The 20,484-nt window shown below is 67.3% G+C and carries 13 protein-coding genes, 1 tRNA gene and 1 pseudogene; 7 read left to right on the top strand and 8 right to left on the bottom strand.

Annotated features, from left to right (window positions below; translation table 11 throughout):
• Positions 1 to 63: 63 nt before the first annotated feature.
• On the bottom strand, positions 64 to 2,562 hold the full coding sequence (gene rnr, locus CYU89_RS09435) for a ribonuclease R (RefSeq protein WP_296280414.1): 2,499 nt from the start codon (positions 2,560 to 2,562) through the stop codon (positions 64 to 66).
• A 92-nt stretch (positions 2,563 to 2,654) separates the two neighbouring features.
• On the opposite strand from rnr, the gene CYU89_RS09430 reads away from it, so the two are divergent.
• The 5 genes from CYU89_RS09430 to CYU89_RS09410 all read left to right on the top strand — a co-directional run bounded on the left by CYU89_RS09430 (position 2,655) and on the right by CYU89_RS09410 (position 8,384).
• Positions 2,655 to 2,739, top strand: a tRNA-Leu gene (locus CYU89_RS09430).
• Positions 2,740 to 2,881: 142 nt separating this feature from the next.
• Positions 2,882 to 4,702, top strand: a complete 1,821-nt coding sequence (locus tag CYU89_RS09425; RefSeq protein WP_296280412.1) for an SLC13 family permease — start codon at positions 2,882 to 2,884, stop codon at positions 4,700 to 4,702.
• A 55-nt stretch (positions 4,703 to 4,757) separates the two neighbouring features.
• Positions 4,758 to 7,001 carry a DNA topoisomerase IV subunit A gene (gene parC / locus CYU89_RS09420; RefSeq protein WP_296280410.1) on the top strand — a complete coding sequence of 748 codons (2,244 nt, stop codon included), beginning with the start codon at positions 4,758 to 4,760 and terminating at the stop codon, positions 6,999 to 7,001.
• Between the two features lie 89 nt (positions 7,002 to 7,090).
• Positions 7,091 to 7,600 (top strand): hypothetical protein, encoded by a 510-nt coding sequence (locus CYU89_RS09415; RefSeq protein ID WP_296280408.1) that lies wholly within the window; start codon positions 7,091 to 7,093, stop codon positions 7,598 to 7,600.
• Positions 7,601 to 7,727: 127 nt separating this feature from the next.
• A complete protein-coding gene (locus tag CYU89_RS09410) occupies positions 7,728 to 8,384 on the top strand; it encodes a thiopurine S-methyltransferase (protein ID WP_296280406.1) in 657 nt (218 codons plus the stop codon).
• Here the strand turns inward: CYU89_RS09410 and bfr are convergent, their stop codons facing one another.
• A complete protein-coding gene (bfr, locus tag CYU89_RS09405) occupies positions 8,385 to 8,870 on the bottom strand; it encodes a bacterioferritin (RefSeq protein ID WP_296280403.1) in 486 nt (161 codons plus the stop codon). It lies immediately after the preceding gene.
• Positions 8,871 to 9,031: 161 nt separating this feature from the next.
• Here bfr and CYU89_RS09400 point away from each other — a divergent pair, with 161 nt between their 5' ends.
• Positions 9,032 to 11,437: a penicillin acylase family protein gene (locus CYU89_RS09400; RefSeq protein ID WP_296280402.1), complete on the top strand. Its 2,406-nt coding sequence runs from the start codon at positions 9,032 to 9,034 to the stop codon at positions 11,435 to 11,437.
• Between the two features lie 36 nt (positions 11,438 to 11,473).
• Here CYU89_RS09400 and asnB read toward each other — a convergent pair whose 3' ends face one another.
• The 6 genes and pseudogenes from asnB to map form a co-directional block, all read right to left on the bottom strand.
• Positions 11,474 to 13,177, bottom strand: a complete 1,704-nt coding sequence (gene asnB / locus CYU89_RS09395) for an asparagine synthase B (RefSeq protein WP_296280401.1) — start codon at positions 13,175 to 13,177, stop codon at positions 11,474 to 11,476.
• Positions 13,178 to 13,503: 326 nt separating this feature from the next.
• Positions 13,504 to 14,649: a succinyl-diaminopimelate desuccinylase gene (dapE, locus tag CYU89_RS09390; protein ID WP_296280400.1), complete on the bottom strand. Its 1,146-nt coding sequence runs from the start codon at positions 14,647 to 14,649 to the stop codon at positions 13,504 to 13,506.
• Positions 14,646 to 15,008: a Spx/MgsR family RNA polymerase-binding regulatory protein gene (locus CYU89_RS09385; RefSeq protein ID WP_296280399.1), complete on the bottom strand. Its 363-nt coding sequence runs from the start codon at positions 15,006 to 15,008 to the stop codon at positions 14,646 to 14,648. Before CYU89_RS09385 ends, dapE begins: the two co-directional genes overlap by 4 nt.
• A gap of 3 nt (positions 15,009 to 15,011) precedes the next feature.
• A pseudogene (dapD, locus tag CYU89_RS09380) lies at positions 15,012 to 15,839 on the bottom strand (2,3,4,5-tetrahydropyridine-2,6-dicarboxylate N-succinyltransferase); the annotation flags it as partial.
• Positions 15,840 to 15,885: 46 nt separating this feature from the next.
• The gene (gene glnD / locus CYU89_RS09375) at positions 15,886 to 18,489 is read right to left on the bottom strand and encodes a [protein-PII] uridylyltransferase (protein ID WP_296280665.1); all 2,604 of its coding nucleotides are present in this window, start codon (positions 18,487 to 18,489) and stop codon (positions 15,886 to 15,888) included.
• 35 nt (positions 18,490 to 18,524) lie between these two features.
• On the bottom strand, positions 18,525 to 19,301 hold the full coding sequence (map, locus tag CYU89_RS09370) for a type I methionyl aminopeptidase (RefSeq protein ID WP_296280397.1): 777 nt from the start codon (positions 19,299 to 19,301) through the stop codon (positions 18,525 to 18,527).
• A 321-nt stretch (positions 19,302 to 19,622) separates the two neighbouring features.
• On the opposite strand from map, the gene rpsB reads away from it, so the two are divergent.
• The gene (gene rpsB, locus CYU89_RS09365; RefSeq protein WP_192269570.1) at positions 19,623 to 20,426 is read left to right on the top strand and encodes a 30S ribosomal protein S2; all 804 of its coding nucleotides are present in this window, start codon (positions 19,623 to 19,625) and stop codon (positions 20,424 to 20,426) included.
• The last annotated feature ends 58 nt before the right edge of the window (positions 20,427 to 20,484 follow it).

The raw sequence follows: 20,484 nt of genomic DNA, 5'->3' as shown, positions 1-20,484 counted from the left end.
ACTTCGCAGCGTCGCCAGCAAAAGACCCTGGGTCCCGGCTTTCGCCGGGACGACGGACCTGAATCAATACTTCTTCTTCATACGCTTGGCCGGTTGTCCGCGCGGCGGGGGCGGCGGCAGGCCGCTGTCCCTGGTCTTGTCCTCGACCAGGCGGAAGTCAATCTTGCGTTCTTCCAGACTGGCCTTCAGCACGATGATGCGCACGCGATCGCCGAGACGGAACGACATGCCGCGACGCTCTCCCGACAATGTCTTGCGCAGCGGATCGAAGTGGTAGTAGTCCTGCGGCAACTGGGTGACATGGACCAGGCCATTGACCTTGGATTGGTCGAGTTCCACGAACAGGCCAAAGCTGGTGACGCCACTGATGACACCATCGAACTGGCCGCCGACGTGCTTCTCCATCCATGCCGCGCGATACCGTTCGTCGACTTCGCGCTCCGCTTCGTCCGCGCGGCGCGCGCGTTCCGAACACTGCAGCGACAGGGCCGCCATTTCGTGTGGCGAGTACAGGAATTTCTCCGGCTTCCCCTTGGTCAGCGCGTACTTGATGGCGCGATGCACGAGGAGGTCGGGGTAGCGCCGGATCGGCGACGTGAAATGGGCGTACGCATCCAACGCCAGGCCGAAGTGACCTGCGTTGTCCGGTGAGTAGACCGCCAGGCTCTGGCTGCGCAGCACCACCGACTCCAGCAGCGCGACGTCCGGGCGCTCGCGGATCTTCTTGAGCAACTGGGTGAAATCGCGTGGCTGCACCTTGCTCCAGGCGGGCAGGCTCAACTTGAATTCCTTCAGGAACTCGAGCAGGTCGGCGTATTTGGATTCCGGCGGCCGGTCGTGCACGCGGTACGGCGCCGGAACATGGGCGCCAAGCAGGTATCGGGCCGCCTGGACGTTGGCCGCAATCATGCATTCCTCGATCAGCTTGTGCGCATCGTTCCGCTGCAGCATGCCGGCCTGGGTGACTTCCCCGCGGTTGTCCAACTCGAAGCGGACTTCCGAGGTTTCGAACTCGATCGCACCGCGTGCCTCTCGTGCCTTGGCAAGCAGGCCATACAGCTCGTGCAGGCGTTCGACGTGCGGCAGCAACGCACCGATCGACTGGCGCGATTCGGCATCGTTCTCACCGACGGCCTTCCAAACCTGGTCGTAGGTCAATCGCGCGTGCGACCGCATCACGGCTTCGTAGAATTTCGACTGGGTGACCTCACCCTCGCTGTTGACCTGCATGTCGCAGACGAAGCACATGCGGTCCACGTTCGGATTCAGCGAACAGATGCCGTTGGACAGCGTCTCCGGCAGCATGGGCACCACGAAACCGGGGAAATACACCGACGTCGCGCGCTTCTGCGCCTCGTCGTCCAGCGGCGTGCCAGGGCGAACGTAGTGCGAGACATCGGCGATGGCGACGACGAGGCGGTAGCCGCTGCGGTTCTTCATGCGCAGGCCCTGGCGATTGCTTTCGCAATACACCGCGTCATCGAAGTCCTTCGCATCGGCGCCGTCGATGGTCACCAGCGGCATGTCGCGCAGGTCGACGCGATCGCCGATCATCGACGGCTCGATGACCAGCGGCACCGCCGTCGCCTCGTCCAGCACTTCCTGCGGGAATTCGTGCGGCAGGTTGTGGCCATGGATCGCGGCCTCGACCACCAGCGACGGCGTCAGGCTGTCGCCGAGCACGGCGATGACCTTGCCGATGGGTGGGCGTCGCGCATCTGGCGCCTGGGTCAGCTCAACCACGACCAGCTGGCCATCCCGCGCACCCCCGGTCGCGTCCTGCGGAATCTGCACGTTGCGCTGGATGCGCTTGTCGTCCGGCGCCACGTAGGCGATGCCGACTTCGAAACCGAATCGGCCGATCAGGCGGGTGACGCCGCGTTCCAGCACGCGCGCGATGCTGCCTTCGCGGCGGCCGCGGCGATCGATGCCGGTGACGTTGGCCAGCGCGCGGTCGCCATGCATGACCTTGCGCATTTCGTAAGGGGGCAGGAACAGATCGTCGCCGCCGCCCGTGTCGGGACGGAGGAAACCGAAGCCGTCCGGGTTGGCGATCACGGTGCCGGAGATCAGGTCGGTCTGCTGCACGGGCGCGAAGCCGCCGCGCCGGTTCTGCACCAGCTGGCCGTCGCGGACCATCGCACCCAGGCGCTTGGACAACGCATCGAACCGTTCGGGTGCATCCAGTCCCAGCGGACCGGCGATTTCCTCTGCCGTCTGCGGCCCTTCGGCCGCTTCCAGGAACCCGAGGATGGCCTCGCGGCTGGCGATGGGCTGTTCGTAACGCTGCGCCTCGCGCTGCGCGTGCGGGTCGACGAAACGCCCGCCCGTCCGCGGCGCGTGCCCACCGGCGGGGCGTCGCGACGGGGACGTGCCACCCGCTGCGCGCGAAGGCGAACGCGCCGCCTCGGGCATCCAGGGCGGCAGGCTCTTCTTTGCCGGAGTACCGGATCTGGCGGGCTTGCCGGCCTGGCCCGTGCCACGGGAGGCGGACGCTCCGCCCTGCTTGCTTCCCTTCCCGGCGGGCGTCTTGCCGCCACTTCGCTGTGTTTTCTTGGTCATGGGGGGATGGTACACCTCGCCTGAATACCGGCACGCGAAGGAACCGTTGACATTCCCCTGCCCGGTCCTCAAAATGCGCGCCTCGCTTACCTGCCCAGGTGGCGGAATTGGTAGACGCACTAGTTTCAGGTACTAGCGGGTAAAACCGTGGAGGTTCGAGTCCTCTCCTGGGCACCACGCACAACGAAGACCCTCGCGAAAGCGGGGGTTTTTCGTTTCCGGAATGGGCGCGTGCCTGCGGCATGCCGCCTCACGCGTCCTCACGCCGATCCGCAGTAGGCTGTCGGCACGCACGACGACGCAACGCACGGGGAAGCGCATGGAAGTCCAACAGATCCTGTTCCTCGCCATCCTGGCGATCACCCTGGGTCTGTTCATCAGCGAAAAACTGCGCGTCGACCTGGTGGCGTTGCTGGCCCTGCTGGCGCTCACGCTGACCGGCATCCTGGGACCGAAGGAAGCATTGTCCGGATTCGCCAGCGAGCCCGCGATCATCGTCGCGGCGGTATTCGTGCTGTCCGCCGGTCTCTCGGCCACCGGCATCACCGACCGCATCGGCGCCGGCATCGGCAAGGCGGCCGGCGGCAGCGAGTGGCGCACCATTGCCGTGGTCATGCCCGCGACGGCGGCGCTGGCGGCGTTCTCGCACCACGTGATGGTCACCGCGATGATGCTGCCGATCCTGATGCGCATCGCCCGCGAACAGAAGCTGGCCGCGTCCCGGCTGCTGATGCCCATGTCGCTGGCCGCCTCGCTGGGCACCACGCTGACCTTGTTCAGCGCGCCGGCCTTCCTGCTGTCGAACGACCTGATCAAGCGCGCGGACCTGCCGGCCCTGGACATCTTCGCCATCACGCCGATCGGCGCGGCACTGGTGGTGCTGGGGACGGTCTACATGTTGATGGCCCGGTGGCTGGTGCCCAAGCGCGAAGGCGAAACGCCGCAGGGCGATTACCTGAAGCTGGACCGCTACTACACCGAACTGCTGGTGGAAGAGGATTCGCCGTGGATCGGCAAGTCGCGCGGCGATTTCGCGAAAGCCTTCGATGACCGCCTGCAGGTGGTGGACTGGCTGCGGCACGGCATGCGCCGCCGCGTCCAGCGCAGCGACAGCCTGCTGGCCGCGGGCGATGTGCTGCTGGTGCGGGCATCGCCGGACGAAATCGCTTCCATCCGCGACGAGCCGGGCCTTGCCCTGCATGCCGTGGCGAAGTACGGCGAAAAGCCGGGCGAGCAGCCGAAATCCGAGGCGCTCGGCGAAGAGCAGCTGGTGCAGGCGGTGGTGGCGCCGCATTCGGAGTTCGTCGGCCGCAGCGTTGCGGACATCGACTTCCTGCGCAACCTCGGCGTCGTGGTCGTGGGCCTGTGGCGGCGCGAGGGCTGGCTGCACGGCGAACTGTCGGAGATGGTGCTGCAGGAAGGCGACCTGCTGGTCCTGTGGGGCCAGCAGCAGAACCTGGAGCCGCTGGCGACCCACCACGGCTTCCTGATGCTGATGCCGTTCGGCGGCCAGGAAAAGCCGCGCCGCAAGGCCCCCGTCGCGCTGGCCATCATGGTCGGCGCAGTGGCGGCGGCGGCCACCGAGACGCTGGCGCCGCACATCGCGTTCCTCGCCGGCGCGGTGGCGATGGTGCTCACGCGCTGCGTCGATATCGAACGGGCCTACCAGGAGATCGACGTGCGCATCTTCGTGATGATCGGCGGCGTGATCCCGCTGGGCATCGCGATGGAGAAGACCGGCACGGCCGCGCTGGTGGCGGACCTGCTGCTCAACCACACCGCGCACTGGTCGCCGCTGATGCTGTTGCTGGTCATGTTCGGGACCGCCGCGCTGCTGACGCAGATCCTGTCCGACGCCGCCACCACGGTGCTGCTGGCGCCCATCGCGCTGGCGCTGGCGACCGGACTGGAACTGAATCCGGTGCCGTTCGTGGTCTGCACCGCGATGGGCGCCGTGGCCTCGTTCCTGACCCCCATCGGCCACCACGGCAACCTGCTGATCCTCAATCCCGGCCGCTACACGTTCGGCGATTTCCTCCGCGTGGGCGTGCCGCTCACCCTGGCGATCGCCTTCACCACGGCCTGGCTGGCGCGCTGGCTGTGGCTGGACGGTCCGCTGCTGCCGGGTATCGGCGGCTGAGACGACGCGACGGGTAGAATGGCCGGGCTTCCGACCCGCAGACCGCACGCCCGCAATGACCGAAACGATCCGCCCCACCTTTCACGGCTTCGAACAGATCCCGCTGCGCGAGTACGCCGAGCGCGCCTACCTCGACTATTCGATGTACGTGGTGCTCGACCGCGCCCTGCCCTTCATCGGCGACGGCCTGAAGCCGGTCCAGCGGCGCATCGTGTATTCGATGAGCGAGCTGGGCCTGAACGCCGGCGCGAAGCCGAAGAAGTCCGCGCGCACGGTCGGCGACGTCATCGGCAAGTACCATCCCCACGGCGACAGCGCCTGCTACGAAGCCCTGGTGCTGATGGCGCAGCCGTTTTCGTACCGGTATCCGCTGATCGAAGGCCAAGGCAACTTCGGCTCTCCGGACGACCCGAAGTCGTTCGCGGCCATGCGCTACACCGAATCCAAGCTGACGCCGATCGCCGAGGTACTGCTGGGCGAACTCGGCCAGGGCACGGTCGACTGGACACCGAACTTCGACGGCACGCTCGAGGAACCCACCTGGCTGCCGGCGCGCCTGCCGCACCTGCTGCTCAACGGCACCACCGGCATCGCCGTCGGCATGGCCACCGACGTGCCGCCGCACAACCTCAACGAGATCGTCAGCGCGTGCATCCGCCTGATCGACGATCCGGACGCGACGGTCGCCGACCTGTGCGAACACGTCCGTGGCCCCGACTACCCGACGAAGGCGGAGATCATCACCGCCGCCTCGGACCTGCGCGCGATGTACGAGAACGGCACCGGCAGCGTCCGCGCGCGCGCCACCTGGCGCAAGGACAACGCCAACATCGTCATCGACGCCCTGCCCTACCAGGTGTCGCCGTCCAAAGTGATCGAGCAGATCGCCGCGCAGATGCGGGCGAAGAAGCTGCCCTGGCTGGAAGACATCCGCGACGAATCCGATCACGCGAACCCGGTGCGCGTGGTATTGATCCCGCGCTCCAACCGCGTGGACGCGGAACAGCTGATGGGCCACCTGTTCGCCACCACCGACCTGGAGAAGAGCTACCGGGTCAACCTCAACATCATCGGCCTGGACGGGCGCCCGCAGGTCAAGAACCTGAAGATGTTCCTGACCGAGTGGCTGGCGTTCCGCGGCGACACGGTGACGCGCCGCCTGAAGCACCGGCTGGAGAAGGTCGAGCGTCGCCTGCACCTGTTGGAAGGCTTGCTGGTCGCGTTCCTCAACCTGGATGAAGTCATCCGAATCATCCGCACCGAGGACGAGCCCAAGGCCGCGCTGATCGCGCGCTTCAAGCTGAGCGAGGAACAGGCAGACTACATCCTCGACACCAAGCTCAAGCAACTCGCCCGTCTTGAGGAGATGAAGATCCGCGGCGAGCAGGACGAACTGCTGGCCGAGCGCGAGAAGATCGCCGGCATCCTGGAGTCGAAGAGCAAGCTGAAGAAGCTGATCAAGGACGAACTGACCGCCGACGCGAAGAAGTTCGGCGATGCGCGCCTGTCGCCGCTCGTGCAGCGTGATGCCGCCCAGGCACTGGACGAAACCGAACTGGTCGCCAGCGAGCCGATGACGGTGGTCTTGTCGGAGAAGGGCTGGATCCGTGCCGCCAAGGGCCATGACGTGGATGCCTCAACGTTGTCGTATCGCGACGGCGACGGACTGCTGGGTGCGGTGCGCTCGCGCAGCACGCAGCAGGTGGCGTTCCTCGATTCGGAAGGCCGCAGCTATTCCACCGCCGTGCACACGCTGCCGTCCGCGCGCGGCAACGGCGAGCCCCTGACCGGGCGCTTCTCGCCGGCGGCCGGCGCGTCGTTCCAGGCGCTTGCCAGCGGCGACAACGACAACCGGTTCGTGCTGGCGTCGTCGCATGGCTATGGCTTCGTCACCCGTTTCGAAAACCTCACGGGCCGCCAGAAAGCCGGCAAGGCCATGCTCAACCTGACCGCCGGCGCGAACGTGCTGCAACCGGCCCACGTCCCCAACCCCGCGGCCGACCGCATCGTCGCGGTGACCAGCGCGGGGCATTTGCTTGCCTTCCCGGTCAGCGAACTGCCGGAACTGGACAAGGGCAAAGGCAACAAGATCATCGAGATCCCCAAGGCCAAACTGGGCACCGAGCATGTCGTCGCCATCGCCGCCGTATCGCCGGGCACCACGTTGTCGATCAAGAGCGGACAGCGCACGATGAGCCTGTCGTTCAAGGATCTGGACGCATACGTCGGCGCGCGTGCCACGCGGGGTGGCTTGTTGCCGCGGGGGTGGCAGAAGGTGGATGGACTGGAAGTCCAATAGTTCGTCGAACGGGCGCGCCGCCGCGACTTTGACATCGCAGCAGCGGTGCTTCATGTAACGCGGAAGGATGGCCACCAGGAGGAACAGGTATGCGTCATCTCTGGCTGCTTGCGTTGCTTCTGGCAGCGTCGCCAGCTTCAGCCGCCTGGCTGAAAATGGACAGGACCCAAGACGGCTTCCTGTTCACCGGCACCGAGGACGGGGAGCCATTCTCCTTCACTGTCCCGGGTAAGCATGTACGCACGATCAAGGACGGCGACAGGGCGTTCGCAGAGATTGACGGCGTCCTGATCCAGGTATTGCTGGTGCCTTCCGAGGAGCCTGGGAGTCCACCTGGCTTGGATGCACACGCTTCGGTCGAGAAAAGATACCTGGAGTCGCTGGGGGCCGAGGTAGCCAGCGCTTCGTCATGTTCGCACATGGCCTTGCGGCATCAGGAGTGGGCATCCGAGTTCGCAGGCAGGACTACGTACTATCTGACGGCCAATGCGGGCAGGCGCATCCTGGTAGTGGCGGTGGTTGCCGCGCGTAAGGACATTCCAGCTTCTTCCGCCCTCGAGACGTTGGGCGCTATTTGCTCGTCGCTCACCACGAATTGACGTCATTCCGCATCGCGGGACAGCGCTACCGGGTACGCATCATCGACGTCCACGCCCAGGCATCTAAACGCGCCTCGCTCTACTGCACGTCATACTCACCGCCCAAGACACGCGAGGGAATAAGACCATGGACACCGACTTCTGGCTGCAGCGGTGGCAGGAAGGCCAGATCGGCTTCCATCGCCACGACGTGATGCCGCTGCTGCAGAAGCACTGGCCATCGTTGCAGCTGCCGCAGGGCTCGCGCGTGCTCGTGCCGCTGTGCGGCAAGTCGCTGGACATGCACTGGCTGGCGGCGCAGGGGTACCGCGTGCTGGGCGTGGAACTGTCGCCGCTGGCGGTAACGCAGTTCTTCGAGGAAGCCGGGCTGGATCCCGTGCGGACGACCAGCCGCTACGGCGAACACGTCAGCGCCGGCCCCATCGAGATCATCGTCGGCGATGCCTTCGGCCTGGCACCGGCGCTGCTGGCGGACGTCGCCGGCGTCTACGACCGCGCCGCACTGATCGCCCTGCCGCCCGACATGCGCCTGCGCTATCGCGACACCGTGTATGCCGCGCTGCCGACCGGCTGCCAGGGATTGCTGATCACGCTCGAGTATCCGCAGGAGGAGAAGGCCGGGCCACCGTTCTCGGTGGCACAGGCCGAGGTCGAAGCGCTGTTCTCGGCGCCTTGGCGGCACACGCTGGCGGAGCGGCGCGACATCCTGGACCAGGAGCCGCGTTTTCGCGAAGAGGGGCTGAGCGCGCTGGAGACGGCGGTATACCGCCTCCGTCGCGGCTGATCACTCTGCGGCGGACTCGCCGTCGAGCTTCGACGTCAGGTACAGCGCGATACCGAGGCGCTCGATCAGGCCCAGCTGCTGCTCCAGCCAGTGCGCGTGGTCTTCCTCGGTGTCCTTCAACTGCGCCAGCAGGATGTCGCGGCTCACGTAGTCCCCATGCTGCTCGCAGATCCCGACGCCCTTGGCCAGGTTGGCCCGCACCGCGTATTCGACCTCGAGGTCGCGCTGCAGCATCTCCTCGACCGTCCTGCCGGCGGTGAAGGCTTCCGGCCGCATGTCCGGATCGCCCTCGAGGAACAGGATGCGGCGCAGCAGCGCGTCGGCATGCTGGGTTTCCTCGTGCATCTCGTGGTCGATGCGGTGGAACAGCGCCTTCAGGCCTTGGTCTTCGTACCGGCGCGAATGGATGAAGTACTGGTCGCGCGCGGCCAGTTCCCCGCGCAGCAGGAACTTCAGGTAGTCGACGACATCGGGATGGCCTTTCATGGGGGCGGCTCCTGGGGCAAGGCGCGCATCATGCCCCATCCCTCGGGGCGATGACCGAATCGGAATCAGTCTCGTTGGGCGCTGCAGCGCGGCGTCGGTGGCAGCGGCTTCCATGGAATAATCCGGCCACCCCGCCACGCAATCTCCGCAAGGATCCTGCAATGCTGAAGTGGACCCGGCGCATCGCGCTGCTGTTGTTGGCCCTGGTGGTTCCGGCGGTGCTGGCGGCATGGTGGTCGCTTCGGGGAAGCCTGGCGCATCTCGATGGCGAGCAGCCGCTGGCCGACCTGTCCGCGCCGGTGGCGATCCAGCGCGATGCACTGGGCGTGGTCACCATCGAGGCCGCCAGCGAAACCGATGCGGTGCGCGCACTCGGCTACGTGCACGCGCAGGAACGCTACTTCGAAATGGACCTCATGCGGCGCAGCTCCGCAGGTGAGCTGTCGGAGCTGTTCGGCGCGATCGCCCTGCCGATGGACAAGGAACGACGCATGCATCGCATGCGCGCACGCGTGACCGAACACCTGGAGGATTTCGCCGGCGACCGCCTGCCGCAGCTCGAAGCGTATGCGCGCGGCGTCAACGCCGGGCTGGGCGATCTGCGCGCGCGTCCCTGGCCCTATCTGCTGCTGCGGCAGGCACCGCGCCCATGGGAGGTGGCAGACTCTGCGCTGGCCGGGTATGCGATGTACTTCGACCTGCAGGACTCGGAGAACCTGCGTGAACTGGCTCTCTGGCAGCTTCGCCAGCAGGTGCCTTCGGGGCTCTTCGGGCTGCTCGCGCACGACGGCACGGAATGGGACGCGCCGCTGTATGGACAGCCGCGCGGCAACGCGGCGCTGCCGACGGCAGACGAGGTCGATCTGCGCACGCTGCCGATGCCGAAGACCGACGCGCACCAACGGCTCGCCGACAAGGGCACGCCGGGCAGCAACAACTGGGCGGTCGCCGGCGCGCTGACCGCCGATGGCCGTGCCATCGTCGCCGATGACATGCACCTGGGCCTGCGTGCGCCGAACATCTGGTTCCGCGTGCGCCTGCGCTATCCGGATCCGCGCGCCCCGGGCGGCCGCGTGGACGTGTCCGGCTTCAGCCTGCCCGGCCTGCCGGCCATCATCGTAGGCAGCAACGGCCATGTGGCGTGGGGCTTCACCAACAGCTACGCGGATACCGCCGACTGGTACCCGGTGACGCCCTGCGGGAAGGATGCCGCACCCGGCACCTGCGATGCGGTCGAGCACCACGCCGAAACGATCCGTGTGGCCGGCGCCGACCCGGTCACGCTCGACGTGCAGGACACGCGCTACGGTCCGCTCATCCATCCGGCACGCGGCAGGCAGCCTGCGCTGGCGCTGCGCTGGGTGGCGCACCAGCCGGGCGCACTGAATTTCGGCCTCGCCGATTTCGCACGCGCGGGCGACCTGTCAGCGGCCTTGTCGGTCGCGCAACGGACCGCCACGCCGGCACAGAACCTGGTGATCGCCGACCACAACGGCCGCATCGCGTGGCGCATCCTGGGTCCGCTGCCGTCGCGCGCCGGCGCCTGCCCGTCGCCCCTGGAAGCAGGCGGCCCAATGACAGGCGACAGGACCACATCGGGTGCACCGACGTGCACGCCATGGGCGATCTCGCGCCAGCTCACGCCCGTACTGACTGCCCCCGCCAACCATCGCCTGTGGACGGCGAATGCGCGCGTGCTGGACGGCGAAGCGCTCGACCGCGTCGGCGATGGCGGCTATGCGCTGGGTGCGCGCGCAAAGCAGATCCGTGACGGCCTGATGGCGAAGGAACGCTTCACCGAACGCGACCTTCTGTCGATCCAGCTGGACGACCGTGCTGTGTTCCTCGAACGCTGGTGGCGGCTGCTGCAGGACGAAGCGAAACGGTTGCCGGCCAGTTCGTCCATCAAGGCGCTCGCCGAGGCAGGCAAGACCTGGGAAGGACGCGCCAGCACCGATTCGGTCAGCTACCGCGTGGTCCGCGCCTGGCGACTGGCGGTGCACGCACGCATAGCCGACGGCCTGACCGCGCCTGCGCAGGCCACGCTGGGCGACGACTTCATCATGCCCGACCTGCCGCAGCTGGAGGGCGTGGTGTGGCCGCTTTTGCAGCAGCGCCCCCTGCACCTGCTGTCGCGCCGCTACGCAACGTGGGATGCATTGCTGGAAGACGCCGCGAAGGAAGTCCGCGACGACCTGGCCGAGCAGGGACCGCTGGCAGAACGCCGCTGGGGCGAGCGCAACACCGCGAAGATCTGCCACCCGCTGGCCAACGCGCTGCCCGGCTTCCTCAAGAAACTTTGCATGCCGGGCGAACCGCTGGCAGGCGACGGCGCCATGCCGCGCGTGCAGGGTCCCGCGTTCGGCGCGTCGGAACGCATGGTGGTCTCGCCCGGCCATGAGGCGGACGGCATCATCCACATGCCCGGCGGCCAGAGTGGCCACCCGATGTCGCCGTTCTGGGGCGCGGGCCATGACGATTGGGTGCACGGCAGGCCGACACCCTTCCTGCCGGGCGACGCGACCCACACGCTCACGCTGCGGCCCGCCAACGCTCAGCCCAGGTAGTGATCCGGCACCGCCAGCCCCTGCTGGCGGACCGTGTCATGTCGTCGTCGCCTGCAGCGCGGATGCATGCACGCCGGCGACGGCGCGACCGGAAGGATCCGCCATCTTCGCGAAGCTGGCGTCCCAGGCGATGGCGGCCGGCGACGAACACGCGATCGATTTGCCGCCCGGCACCGTCTCGGCGCAGGCCTGGCCCGGATAGTGCTGCTCGAACAGCGTGCGGTAGAAATAGGCTTCCTTGGTCTGCGGCGGGTTCACCGGGAAGCGCTTGTCGGCCGCCGCCAGTTCGCGATCGCTAACCTGCGCTTCCGCATGCGCCTTCAACCCGTCGATCCAGCCATAGCCGACGCCATCGCTGAACTGCTCCTTCTGCCGCCACAGGATCGATTCCGGCAGATAGCCATCGAACGCCTCGCGCAGCACACCTTTCTCCATGCGCTTTGCGCCCTGGCTCGTCTTGTCGATCATCTTGTGCGCAGCGTCCATCTTCATCGCCACGTCGAGGAACTCGACGTCCAGGAACGGCACGCGCGGCTCCACACCCCACGCCATCATCGATTTGTTGGCGCGCAGGCAGTCGTAGTTGTGCAGCGCGTCCAGCTTGCGCACCAACTCTTCATGGAATTCCCTCGCATTCGGCGCCTTGTGGAAGTACAGGTAGCCGCCGAAGATCTCGTCGCTGCCCTCGCCCGACAGCACCATCTTCACCCCCATCGCCTTGATCCGCCGCGCCAACAGGTACATCGGCGTAGACGCACGGATGGTGGTGACGTCGTAGGTCTCGATATGGCGGATCACCTCGGGGATGGCATCCAGCCCCTCCTGGAACGTGTAGGTGAAACCGTGGTGCACCGTGCCCAGCGCCTTCGCCGCCACCTCAGCCGCGGCCAGGTCGGGCGACCCGTCCAGGCCGATGGCGAAGGAATGCAGGCGCGGCCACCACGCTTCCGTCGTGTCGTCGTCCTCGATGCGATGGCGTGCGTAGCGCGCGGCGACCGCCGCGACCAGCGACGAATCCAGTCCGCCGGAGAGCAATACACCGTACGGCACGTCGGTCATCAACTGCCGGTGCACGGCACGCTCGAAGGCTTCGCGCAGTTCTTCCCTGGGCACCTGTACGCCTTCGACGGCGGCGTAGTCGCGCCAGGGCTTCTCGTAGTACTTCACCAGTTCCCGCGTGGCGGTGTCGTAGTAATGACCGGGCGGAAACTGCGCCACGTCCGCGCAGATCGGCGCCAGCGCCTTCATCTCCGAGGCCACGCACAGGCGACCTTCGCGATCATGGCCCCAGTACAGCGGGCAGACGCCGATCGGGTCGCGTGCGATCAACGCACGTCCCGTCGCACGGTCCCACAGTGCGAACGCGAAGATGCCGTTGAGGCGGTTGAGGAAGGAGGACGGCGCATCTTCGCGATACAGCGCGTTGATGACCTCGCAGTCCGAACCGGTCTGGAAGGCGTAGTCCTGCGCCAGTTCGCCCTTCAACTCTCGGTGGTTGTAGATCTCGCCGTTGACCGCCAGCACCAGCGCGCCATCGGCCGAGCGCAGCGGTTGCGATCCGCCGGCCGGATCGACGATGGCCAGGCGCTCGTGCACCAGGATCGCGCCGTCGTCGTGGTAGACGCCACTCCAGTCCGGCCCACGGTGGCGCTGCTTCTGGGAAAGCTCGAGGGACTGCCGTCGCAGCGCCGCGATGTCGTCGCCGGGCTGCAGCCCGAAGATGCCGAAGATGGAACACATGGGTGGAAGCTCCTGGGTGGGGTTCGGAATCGGGGGCCTGAAACGAAGAAACCCGCATCTCGCGATGCGGGTTTCTGGAATCCGGCAGGTCTTTCTTTGCCTAGTCGCAGAGCCGCATCGCCCGCGCCCCATTGTTCGGACGCAGGTTGTTGCGGTTGTAATTGATGGCGGCGCGAAAAGGCATGGGGCGACCGTAACCGCTTCACCCGGACCTTGGCAAGTCCTGCGAAAAGTTGCGCCTGCAACCACCCGCTTTCCTGTAGGAGCGCCCTCGGGCGCGATGCTCTTCAGGAATAGGTGGAAGAGCATCGCGCCCGAGGGCGCTCCTACGAATCCGTGCGGACCGGCAGCATCAGCCGCTCGAGCAGCTTCTGGTACAGGCCGGGCAGTGCCTCGAGATCCGTCACGCGGATGTTCTCGTCGACCTTGTGGATGCTGGCGTTGACCGGTCCCACCTCGATGCACTCGGCGCCCAGCGGCGCGATGAAGCGGGCGTCCGACGTGCCGCCCGCGGTGCTTTCCTCCGGCGGCGCGCCGACGAACTCGCCCAGCACTGCGCGCGCGGTCGCACGCAGATGGCCTTCCGGCGTATAGAAGGGTTCGCCGCCGCGCAGCCACTGGATGCTGTAATCCACGCCATGGCGGCGGAGGATGCCCTCGATCTCCCGTTCCAGCCCTTCCGCTGTCCAGCTGGGATTGAAGCGCAGGTTGAACACCACCTGCAGCTCGCCCGGGATGACGTTGCTGGCACCGGTACCGGCGTTGATGTTGGAAATCTGCAGGCTGGTCGGCGGAAAGGTTTCGTAGCCTTCGTCCCACTGGCGCGCGGCCAGCTCGTCCAGCGCAGGCAGGGCCTTGTGGATGGGGTTGAGCGCCTTGTGCGGATACGCCACGTGGCCCTGCACGCCGTGAACGTTCAAGGTACCGGTCAGCGTGCCGCGACGACCCACGCGCAGCAGGTCACCCAGCGTTTCCTTCGAAGACGGCTCGCCGGTGATGCACCAGTCGATGCGCTGCCCGCGTTCGCGGAACAGCTCGGCGACTTTCTTCACCCCGTCGTGCGCGGGCCCCTCCTCGTCCGACGTGACCAGCAGGGCGACCGTGCCCGGATGGTCGGGATGCGCATCGACGAAACGTTCCAGCGCGATCGTGCATGCGGCCACGCTGCATTTCATGTCGGCGGTGCCGCGCCCGTAGAGCACGCCCTCGCGCACGGTCGGCACGAAGGGATCACTGGTCCAGGCAGACAGCGGACCCGGCGGCACCACGTCGGTATGTCCGAGCAGCACCAGCACCGGTGAGCCGGTTCCGTGCGTCGCCCATAGATTGTCGGTATCGCCGAAGCGCAGGTGTTCGCACTGAAACCCCCATTGCACCAGACGCGTCGCCAGCACGTGCTGGCACCCTGCGTCATCCGGCGTCACCGAATGGCGGCGGATCAGTTCGCTGGAAAGCTCGACGACATCGCTCACGACCCGGCTCCGAACTGCTTCTTGAAACCATTGTCGCTGAAACCCTGTGAAAAACCCGCCATGCCGCCGATGACGACGGGGCGACGGATCAGTTGCGGATACTCCTTCAACAAGAGCTTCCATTCCGCATCGGAGCCCGGTGACTTGCGGTTCTCGGGTAACTGCCGCCACGTGGTCGACGACTTGTTGATCAGCGCGTCCCAGCCCCCCGCTTTCTCCGCCCATTCCTTCAGCGTCTCCGGCGCCTGCCGGTTGTCGCGGTAGTCGATGAATTCATGCGCGACGCCGAAGCGGGCCAGCCACTTCGTCGCCTTCTTGCAGGTATCGCAGTTCTTCAGGCCATAAAGCGTCGTCGTCATCGATCAGTCCGCCAGGCCACGCAACAGCTCGTTGACGCTGGTCTTGCTGCGCGTCTTCTCGTCGACCTGCTTGACGATCACGGCGCAGTACAGCGAATGCGACCCATCGCCGGCCGGCAGCGAGCCGGAGACGACGACGCTGCCCGGCGGCACGTAGCCGTAAGTGATTTCCTTGGTGGCGCGGTTGTAGATGCGCGTGGACTGGCCGATGAACACGCCCATGCCGATCACGCTGTGGTGCCCGATCACCACGCCTTCGACGACTTCCGATCGCGCACCGATGAAGCAGTGGTCTTCGATGATCGTCGGGCTGGCCTGCAGCGGTTCGAGCACGCCGCCGATACCGGCGCCGCCGGACAGATGGCAGTGCTTGCCGATCTGCGCACACGACCCCACGGTGGCCCAGGTGTCCACCATGGTGCCCTCGCCCACGTACGCGCCGATGTTGACGAAGCTCGGCATCAGCACCACGTCCTTGCCGAAGTACGTGCCGCGACGGGCGATGGCGCCCGGCACGACGCGCACGCCGAGCTTGCGGAAGTCGTTCTCGTCGAACGCGCCGAAGCGCGCTTCGACCTTGTCCCAGAACGGCGCGGGATAGGCCTCGACCAACTCCATCTCGTTGACGCGGAAATACAGCAGCACGGCCTTCTTCAGCCACTCGTTGACCTTCCACCCGCCCTTGCCGTCGGGCTCGGCCACGCGCAGCTTGCCGGCTTCGAGGCCTTCGATGGCCAGCTCGACGGCAGTGCGGGTGGAGCCCTCGATCTCGGCGGGGGTCAGTTCGGCGCGGCGCTCGAAGGCGCTCTCGATGGTGGACTTCAGTTCTTCGGTCTTGCTGGCTTTACGGGTCATCGAACGGTCTACCGGATACGTGTCAGGGGGGAGTCTCGAGGCCGGCGCGCAACGCGTCGCGCAGCGCGTCCTGCAAAGCGGCGTCGTTCAGCGGCTGGTCGTGCTCGTCGGTGATCTGGAACACGTCCTCTGCGCGCTCGCCGAACGTCGCGATACGCGCATCGTGCACGCGCAGGCCTTGCCGGCGCAGCACCTGGGCCACATCCGACAGCAGACCGGGGCGATCGGGCGCGACCAGGCCGAGGATGGTACGGCGCCCATCGGGCGTCGTGCCGAATTCGATCCGCGGGGCGAACCGGAAATGCCTGAGTTGGCGCGGCACGGCGCGACGCGAGGTGCGGACGCTGTCGAGCGGGCGCGCCAACGCGTCGCCGAGGGTGCGCTCGATGTCGGCCGGATCGCGGGACGCGTAGGCGTCGGCCGGCAGCACTTCGAACGTGTCGAACACCGCGCCCTGCGGCCCGACCAGTACGCGCGCCTGGTGGATCGCGAAGCCCATGCGGTCCAGGGTGGCGAGGATGGCCGCGAACAGCCCGTCCCTGTCGGGCGAATGCACGAAGACTTCCATGGCGTCGGCATCGTCGGCGATGCGGCGCGCACGCACGCGCGTTTCGCCTGCCGACGCACCGCGGATCGCATGCGTCTGCCAGGCAAGTTGTTCGGGGCGGAAGCGCAGGAAGCTTTCTTCGGGCATGGTGGTGAACAGTGCGTCTGCCTGCGCCGCGGACAGGCCCTGCAGTTCCAGCATGGCGCGCACGCTGCCGCGCGCCTCGTCCAGTCGTTCATCCACCGCCACCGGATTCTCCAGGCCTTCGCGCAGCACGCGGCGGGCGGCGAAGTACAGGTCGGCGAGCAGGCGGTCCTTCCACGCGTTCCACAGCTTCGGGCTGGTGCCGGCGATGTCGGCGCAGGTCAGCAGGTAGAGATAGTCGAGGCGCTCGCGGTCCTCGACGAGCGCGGCGAAGGCGTGGATCACGTCCGCATCGGAGATGTCCTGCTTCTGCGCCGTCACCGACATGCGCAGGTGCTGCTCCACCAGCCACGCCACCAGGGCGGTGTCTGCCTCGCTGAGCCCGTGGGCGGAACAGAATTCGCGCGCATCCACCGCGCCCAGTTCCGAATGGTCGCCGCCACGGCCCTTGGCGATGTCGTGGAACAGGCCGGCCAGCAGCAGCAACTCGGGTTTGCGCAGGCGCGGCCAGACCTCGTGCGCGATCGAGAAGCGCTCGTCGGCGCGACCCGCGGCGAAGGCGGCGATGTTCCGCAACACCATCAGCGTGTGCTGGTCGACGGTGTAGACATGGAACAGGTCGAACTGCATGCGTCCGGACACGCGCGCGAACGCGGGAATCCATTGCCCCAGCACGCCGAGGCGCGCCATGCGGGTGAGCGTTTCCACCGCTCGCGGGCCACGCAGCAACGCCATGAAGGCATCGCGCTGTTCCTTGCCGGCGGCGGGATACGCCGAAAGTTTCGGAAGCGACTCCGCCAGCGCGCGCGCCGTGCGCGAATGCAGCCCGCGTACCTGCGGATGGGCGGCCCACACCGCGAACAGCGCGAACACCTGGCCGACATCGTTCGCCGGCCAGGCGCCTTCACGTGCGGCCAGGTAGCCGCGACGGAGAGCGAACTGCCCGTCCAGCGGCTCGGGCAGCGCCTCGCCGTCGAACTGCTCCTCGAAGCGTTGCAGCAGGCGGTCGCTGATGCGGCGCACGATGGCCGCGCTGCGGTAGAAGCCCTGCATCATCTTCTCGACGCCGAGGCTTTCCTCGTCGTCGGCGAACCCGAGCCGCTGCGCCAGCGTCTTCTGGTAATCGAACCGCAGGCGCTCCTCCGGCCGGTTCGCCACCCGGTGCAGGCCGTAGCGCAGGCGCCCCAGCGCGCGGCGTTCGCGCGCCAGCGCCGCGGCTTCGTCCGGGCCCAGATGCCCCAGTCCCACCAGCGCCTCGAGATCGCGCACACCGAACGTGCGCAGCGCCATCCAGCCGAGGGTGTGCAGGTCGCGCAGGCCGCCCGGGCCTTCCTTGATGTTGGGCTCCAGGTTGTCGGAGGTGTCGCCGAACCGCGCGTGGCGGATGCGCAGTTCCTCGCGCTTGGCGACGAAGAAATCCCGCGGTGGCCAGACCCGGGCCGGGCCGATGGCATCGATCAGCAGCCCTTCGTCGACAGGCTCGCCGACGATCAGGCGCTCCTCGATGAGCGCGGTCAGCACGCTCTGGTCGGCAGCGGCCGCAGCCGTGCATTCGCCCGCCGAGCGCACGCTGTGGCTGATCGGCAGTCCGGCGTCCCACAACAGCGCGAACAGGCGCGCCACGGCGCCGTGATGCGCCTGCTGCACGTGGGGCGCCGCCAGGACCAGCACGTCGACGTCCGAATGCGGAAACAGTTCGCCCCGGCCATAGCCCCCCACCGCGAACAACGCCATCGGCGCCTCCGGCGGAATGCAGCGCAGCCACGCATCCTTCAGCAGGTGATCGACCGCCCGCGCACGCAGCGCGAGGATACGGTCCATGCCGTCGTCCTGGTCGAAGCGCTTGTCCAGCCGGGCATCGGTATGGCCCAGCGACGCGCGTGCCGCCGCCGACCAGGCCGCGTCATCGGCAACGCCCGGGCCGATGTCCGGCAGCCGCGTCGCCTGTCCGTTCGCGGCTGTCGGGGTACTCACAGGTCGTTGTCGTCGCCCGGCACGCGGGTCAGGATCTCGACGCCATCCTCGGTCACCGCCACGGTATGTTCCCACTGCGCCGAGAGCTTGCGGTCCTTGGTCACCACGGTCCAGCCGTCCGGCAGCACGCGGGTATGGCGCGCACCCTCGTTGATCATCGGCTCGATGGTGAAGGTCATGCCCGGCTTCAACACCACGCCCTCGCCCGGGCGGCCGTAGTGCAGCACCTGCGGCTCGTCGTGGTAGACCTTGCCGATGCCGTGGCCGCAGTACTCGCGCACCACGCTGAAGCGCTCGGATTCCGCGTACTGCTGGATCGCGTGGCCCACATCGCCCAGGGTGGCGCCCGGCTTCACCGCGCGGATGCCGCGGAACATGGCCTCGCGGGTCACGTCCACCAGGCGCCTGGCCATCACCGACGGCGTGCCCACGATGTACATGCGGCTGGTATCGCCGTGCCAGCCATCCTTGATGACGGTGACGTCGATGTTGACGATGTCGCCGTCCTTCAGCACTTTCCCCTCGCTGGGGATGCCATGGCAGATGACGTTGTTGACCGAGGTGCAGACCGTCGCCGGGAAGCCCTTGTAGCCCACGTTGGCGGGAATCGCCTGTTGCACGTTGACGATGTGATCGTGGCAGATGCGGTCCAGTTCCGCGGTGGTCACGCCCGGCTTCACATGCGGGGCGACCACCTGCAGCACCTCGGCGGCGAGGCGGCCGGCGATGCGCATCTGGGCGAGGTCTTCGGGGGTCTTGAGCTGGATGGCCATTGGCCGATTATCCCCCATTTGGCGCGCGGGCTGAACGGCTCGGGCCACCGGCGCCCTCCCCGCGACTCCACCCGGTTTGCCGCCACCGGGCAAACCCCGCTATAATCCCGCGGCTTCGCGTCCAGGCCTGCCCGGCCGGACCGCCCACGTCGGGCGACACCGACGAATCCACACCTGCTGCCTCAACCCGTGCCGGGGTGCCCTTCGCTGAAGGGTTCGGACACGGAAGCCGCAGGGAGGCCCAACCCCGGAACCCCGCCCTCACCGGCGCCGTCCTCCATTGACCCGGACGGTGGGTTCCCCTTCGATGGAGTCACTACAATGCCCCAAGTCACCATGCGCCAGATGCTGGAAGCCGGCGTCCATTTCGGCCACCAGACCCGCTACTGGAACCCCAAGATGGCGCCGTACATCTTCGGTGCCCGCGGCAAGATCCACATCATCAACCTCGAGAAGACCGTTCCGCTGTTCAACGACGCGATGAACTTCATCTCGGGCGTCGCGCAGAAGCGCGGCACCATCCTGTTCCTGGGCACCAAGCGCAGCGCGCGCGAAGCGGTGAAGGAAGAAGCCGAGCGTTGCGGCATGCCGTTCATGACCCAGCGCTGGCTGGGCGGCACGCTGACCAACTTCGCCACCGTGAAGAAGTCGGTCGCCCGCCTGAAGGAACTGGAAGCCGCCGAAACCGACGGCACCTTCGAGAAGCTGGTCAAGCACGAAGTGCTGGGCCTGCGCCGCGAGCGCGAGAAGCTGCTGGCCTCGCTGGGCGGCATCAAGGAAATGAACCGCCTGCCGGACGCCCTGTTCGTCATCGACATCGGCCATGAAGACATCGCCATCAAGGAAGCCAAGAAGCTCGGCATCCCGGTGATCGCGGTGGTCGACTCGAACTACGACCCGGCCCTGGTCGATTACGCCATCCCCGGCAACGACGACGCCATCCGCGCCGTGCAGCTGTACGCCCGCGCCGCCGCCGACGCCGTGCTGGAAGGCAAGGCCGCGTCGCCGAACGCCGCGACCGTCCGTGAGGAAGAGTTCGCTGAAGGCGGCGACGACAAGGGTGCCCGTCGCGCCCCGGCCAAGAAGGCCGCCGGCAAGAAGTCCGACGAAGCCGCCGCCGAGTAATCCGGCTGCAACGCCGCCGCGCCATGCTGCGCGGCGGCCCCTATTGTTCCTTCTCCCC

The organism is Pseudoxanthomonas sp., assembly GCF_002863005.1.
Lineage (GTDB): Bacteria > Pseudomonadota > Gammaproteobacteria > Xanthomonadales > Xanthomonadaceae > Pseudoxanthomonas_A.
Note: the sequence above shows the minus strand (reverse complement) of the source record. Positions and strands in the feature narration are given on the sequence as shown.

What these genes read in the sequence shown, in the direction of transcription:
- rnr (WP_296280414.1), bottom strand. Translation starts at nt 2,562, where the DNA reads ATGACCAAGAAAACACAGCGAAGTGGCGGCAAGACGCCCGCCGGGAAG.
- CYU89_RS09425 (WP_296280412.1), top strand. Translation starts at nt 2,882, where the DNA reads ATGGAAGTCCAACAGATCCTGTTCCTCGCCATCCTGGCGATCACCCTG.
- parC (WP_296280410.1), top strand. Translation starts at nt 4,758, where the DNA reads ATGACCGAAACGATCCGCCCCACCTTTCACGGCTTCGAACAGATCCCG.
- CYU89_RS09415 (WP_296280408.1), top strand. Translation starts at nt 7,091, where the DNA reads ATGCGTCATCTCTGGCTGCTTGCGTTGCTTCTGGCAGCGTCGCCAGCT.
- CYU89_RS09410 (WP_296280406.1), top strand. Translation starts at nt 7,728, where the DNA reads ATGGACACCGACTTCTGGCTGCAGCGGTGGCAGGAAGGCCAGATCGGC.
- bfr (WP_296280403.1), bottom strand. Translation starts at nt 8,870, where the DNA reads ATGAAAGGCCATCCCGATGTCGTCGACTACCTGAAGTTCCTGCTGCGC.
- CYU89_RS09400 (WP_296280402.1), top strand. Translation starts at nt 9,032, where the DNA reads ATGCTGAAGTGGACCCGGCGCATCGCGCTGCTGTTGTTGGCCCTGGTG.
- asnB (WP_296280401.1), bottom strand. Translation starts at nt 13,177, where the DNA reads ATGTGTTCCATCTTCGGCATCTTCGGGCTGCAGCCCGGCGACGACATC.
- CYU89_RS09385 (WP_296280399.1), bottom strand. Translation starts at nt 15,008, where the DNA reads ATGACGACGACGCTTTATGGCCTGAAGAACTGCGATACCTGCAAGAAG.
- map (WP_296280397.1), bottom strand. Translation starts at nt 19,301, where the DNA reads ATGGCCATCCAGCTCAAGACCCCCGAAGACCTCGCCCAGATGCGCATC.
- rpsB (WP_192269570.1), top strand. Translation starts at nt 19,623, where the DNA reads ATGCCCCAAGTCACCATGCGCCAGATGCTGGAAGCCGGCGTCCATTTC.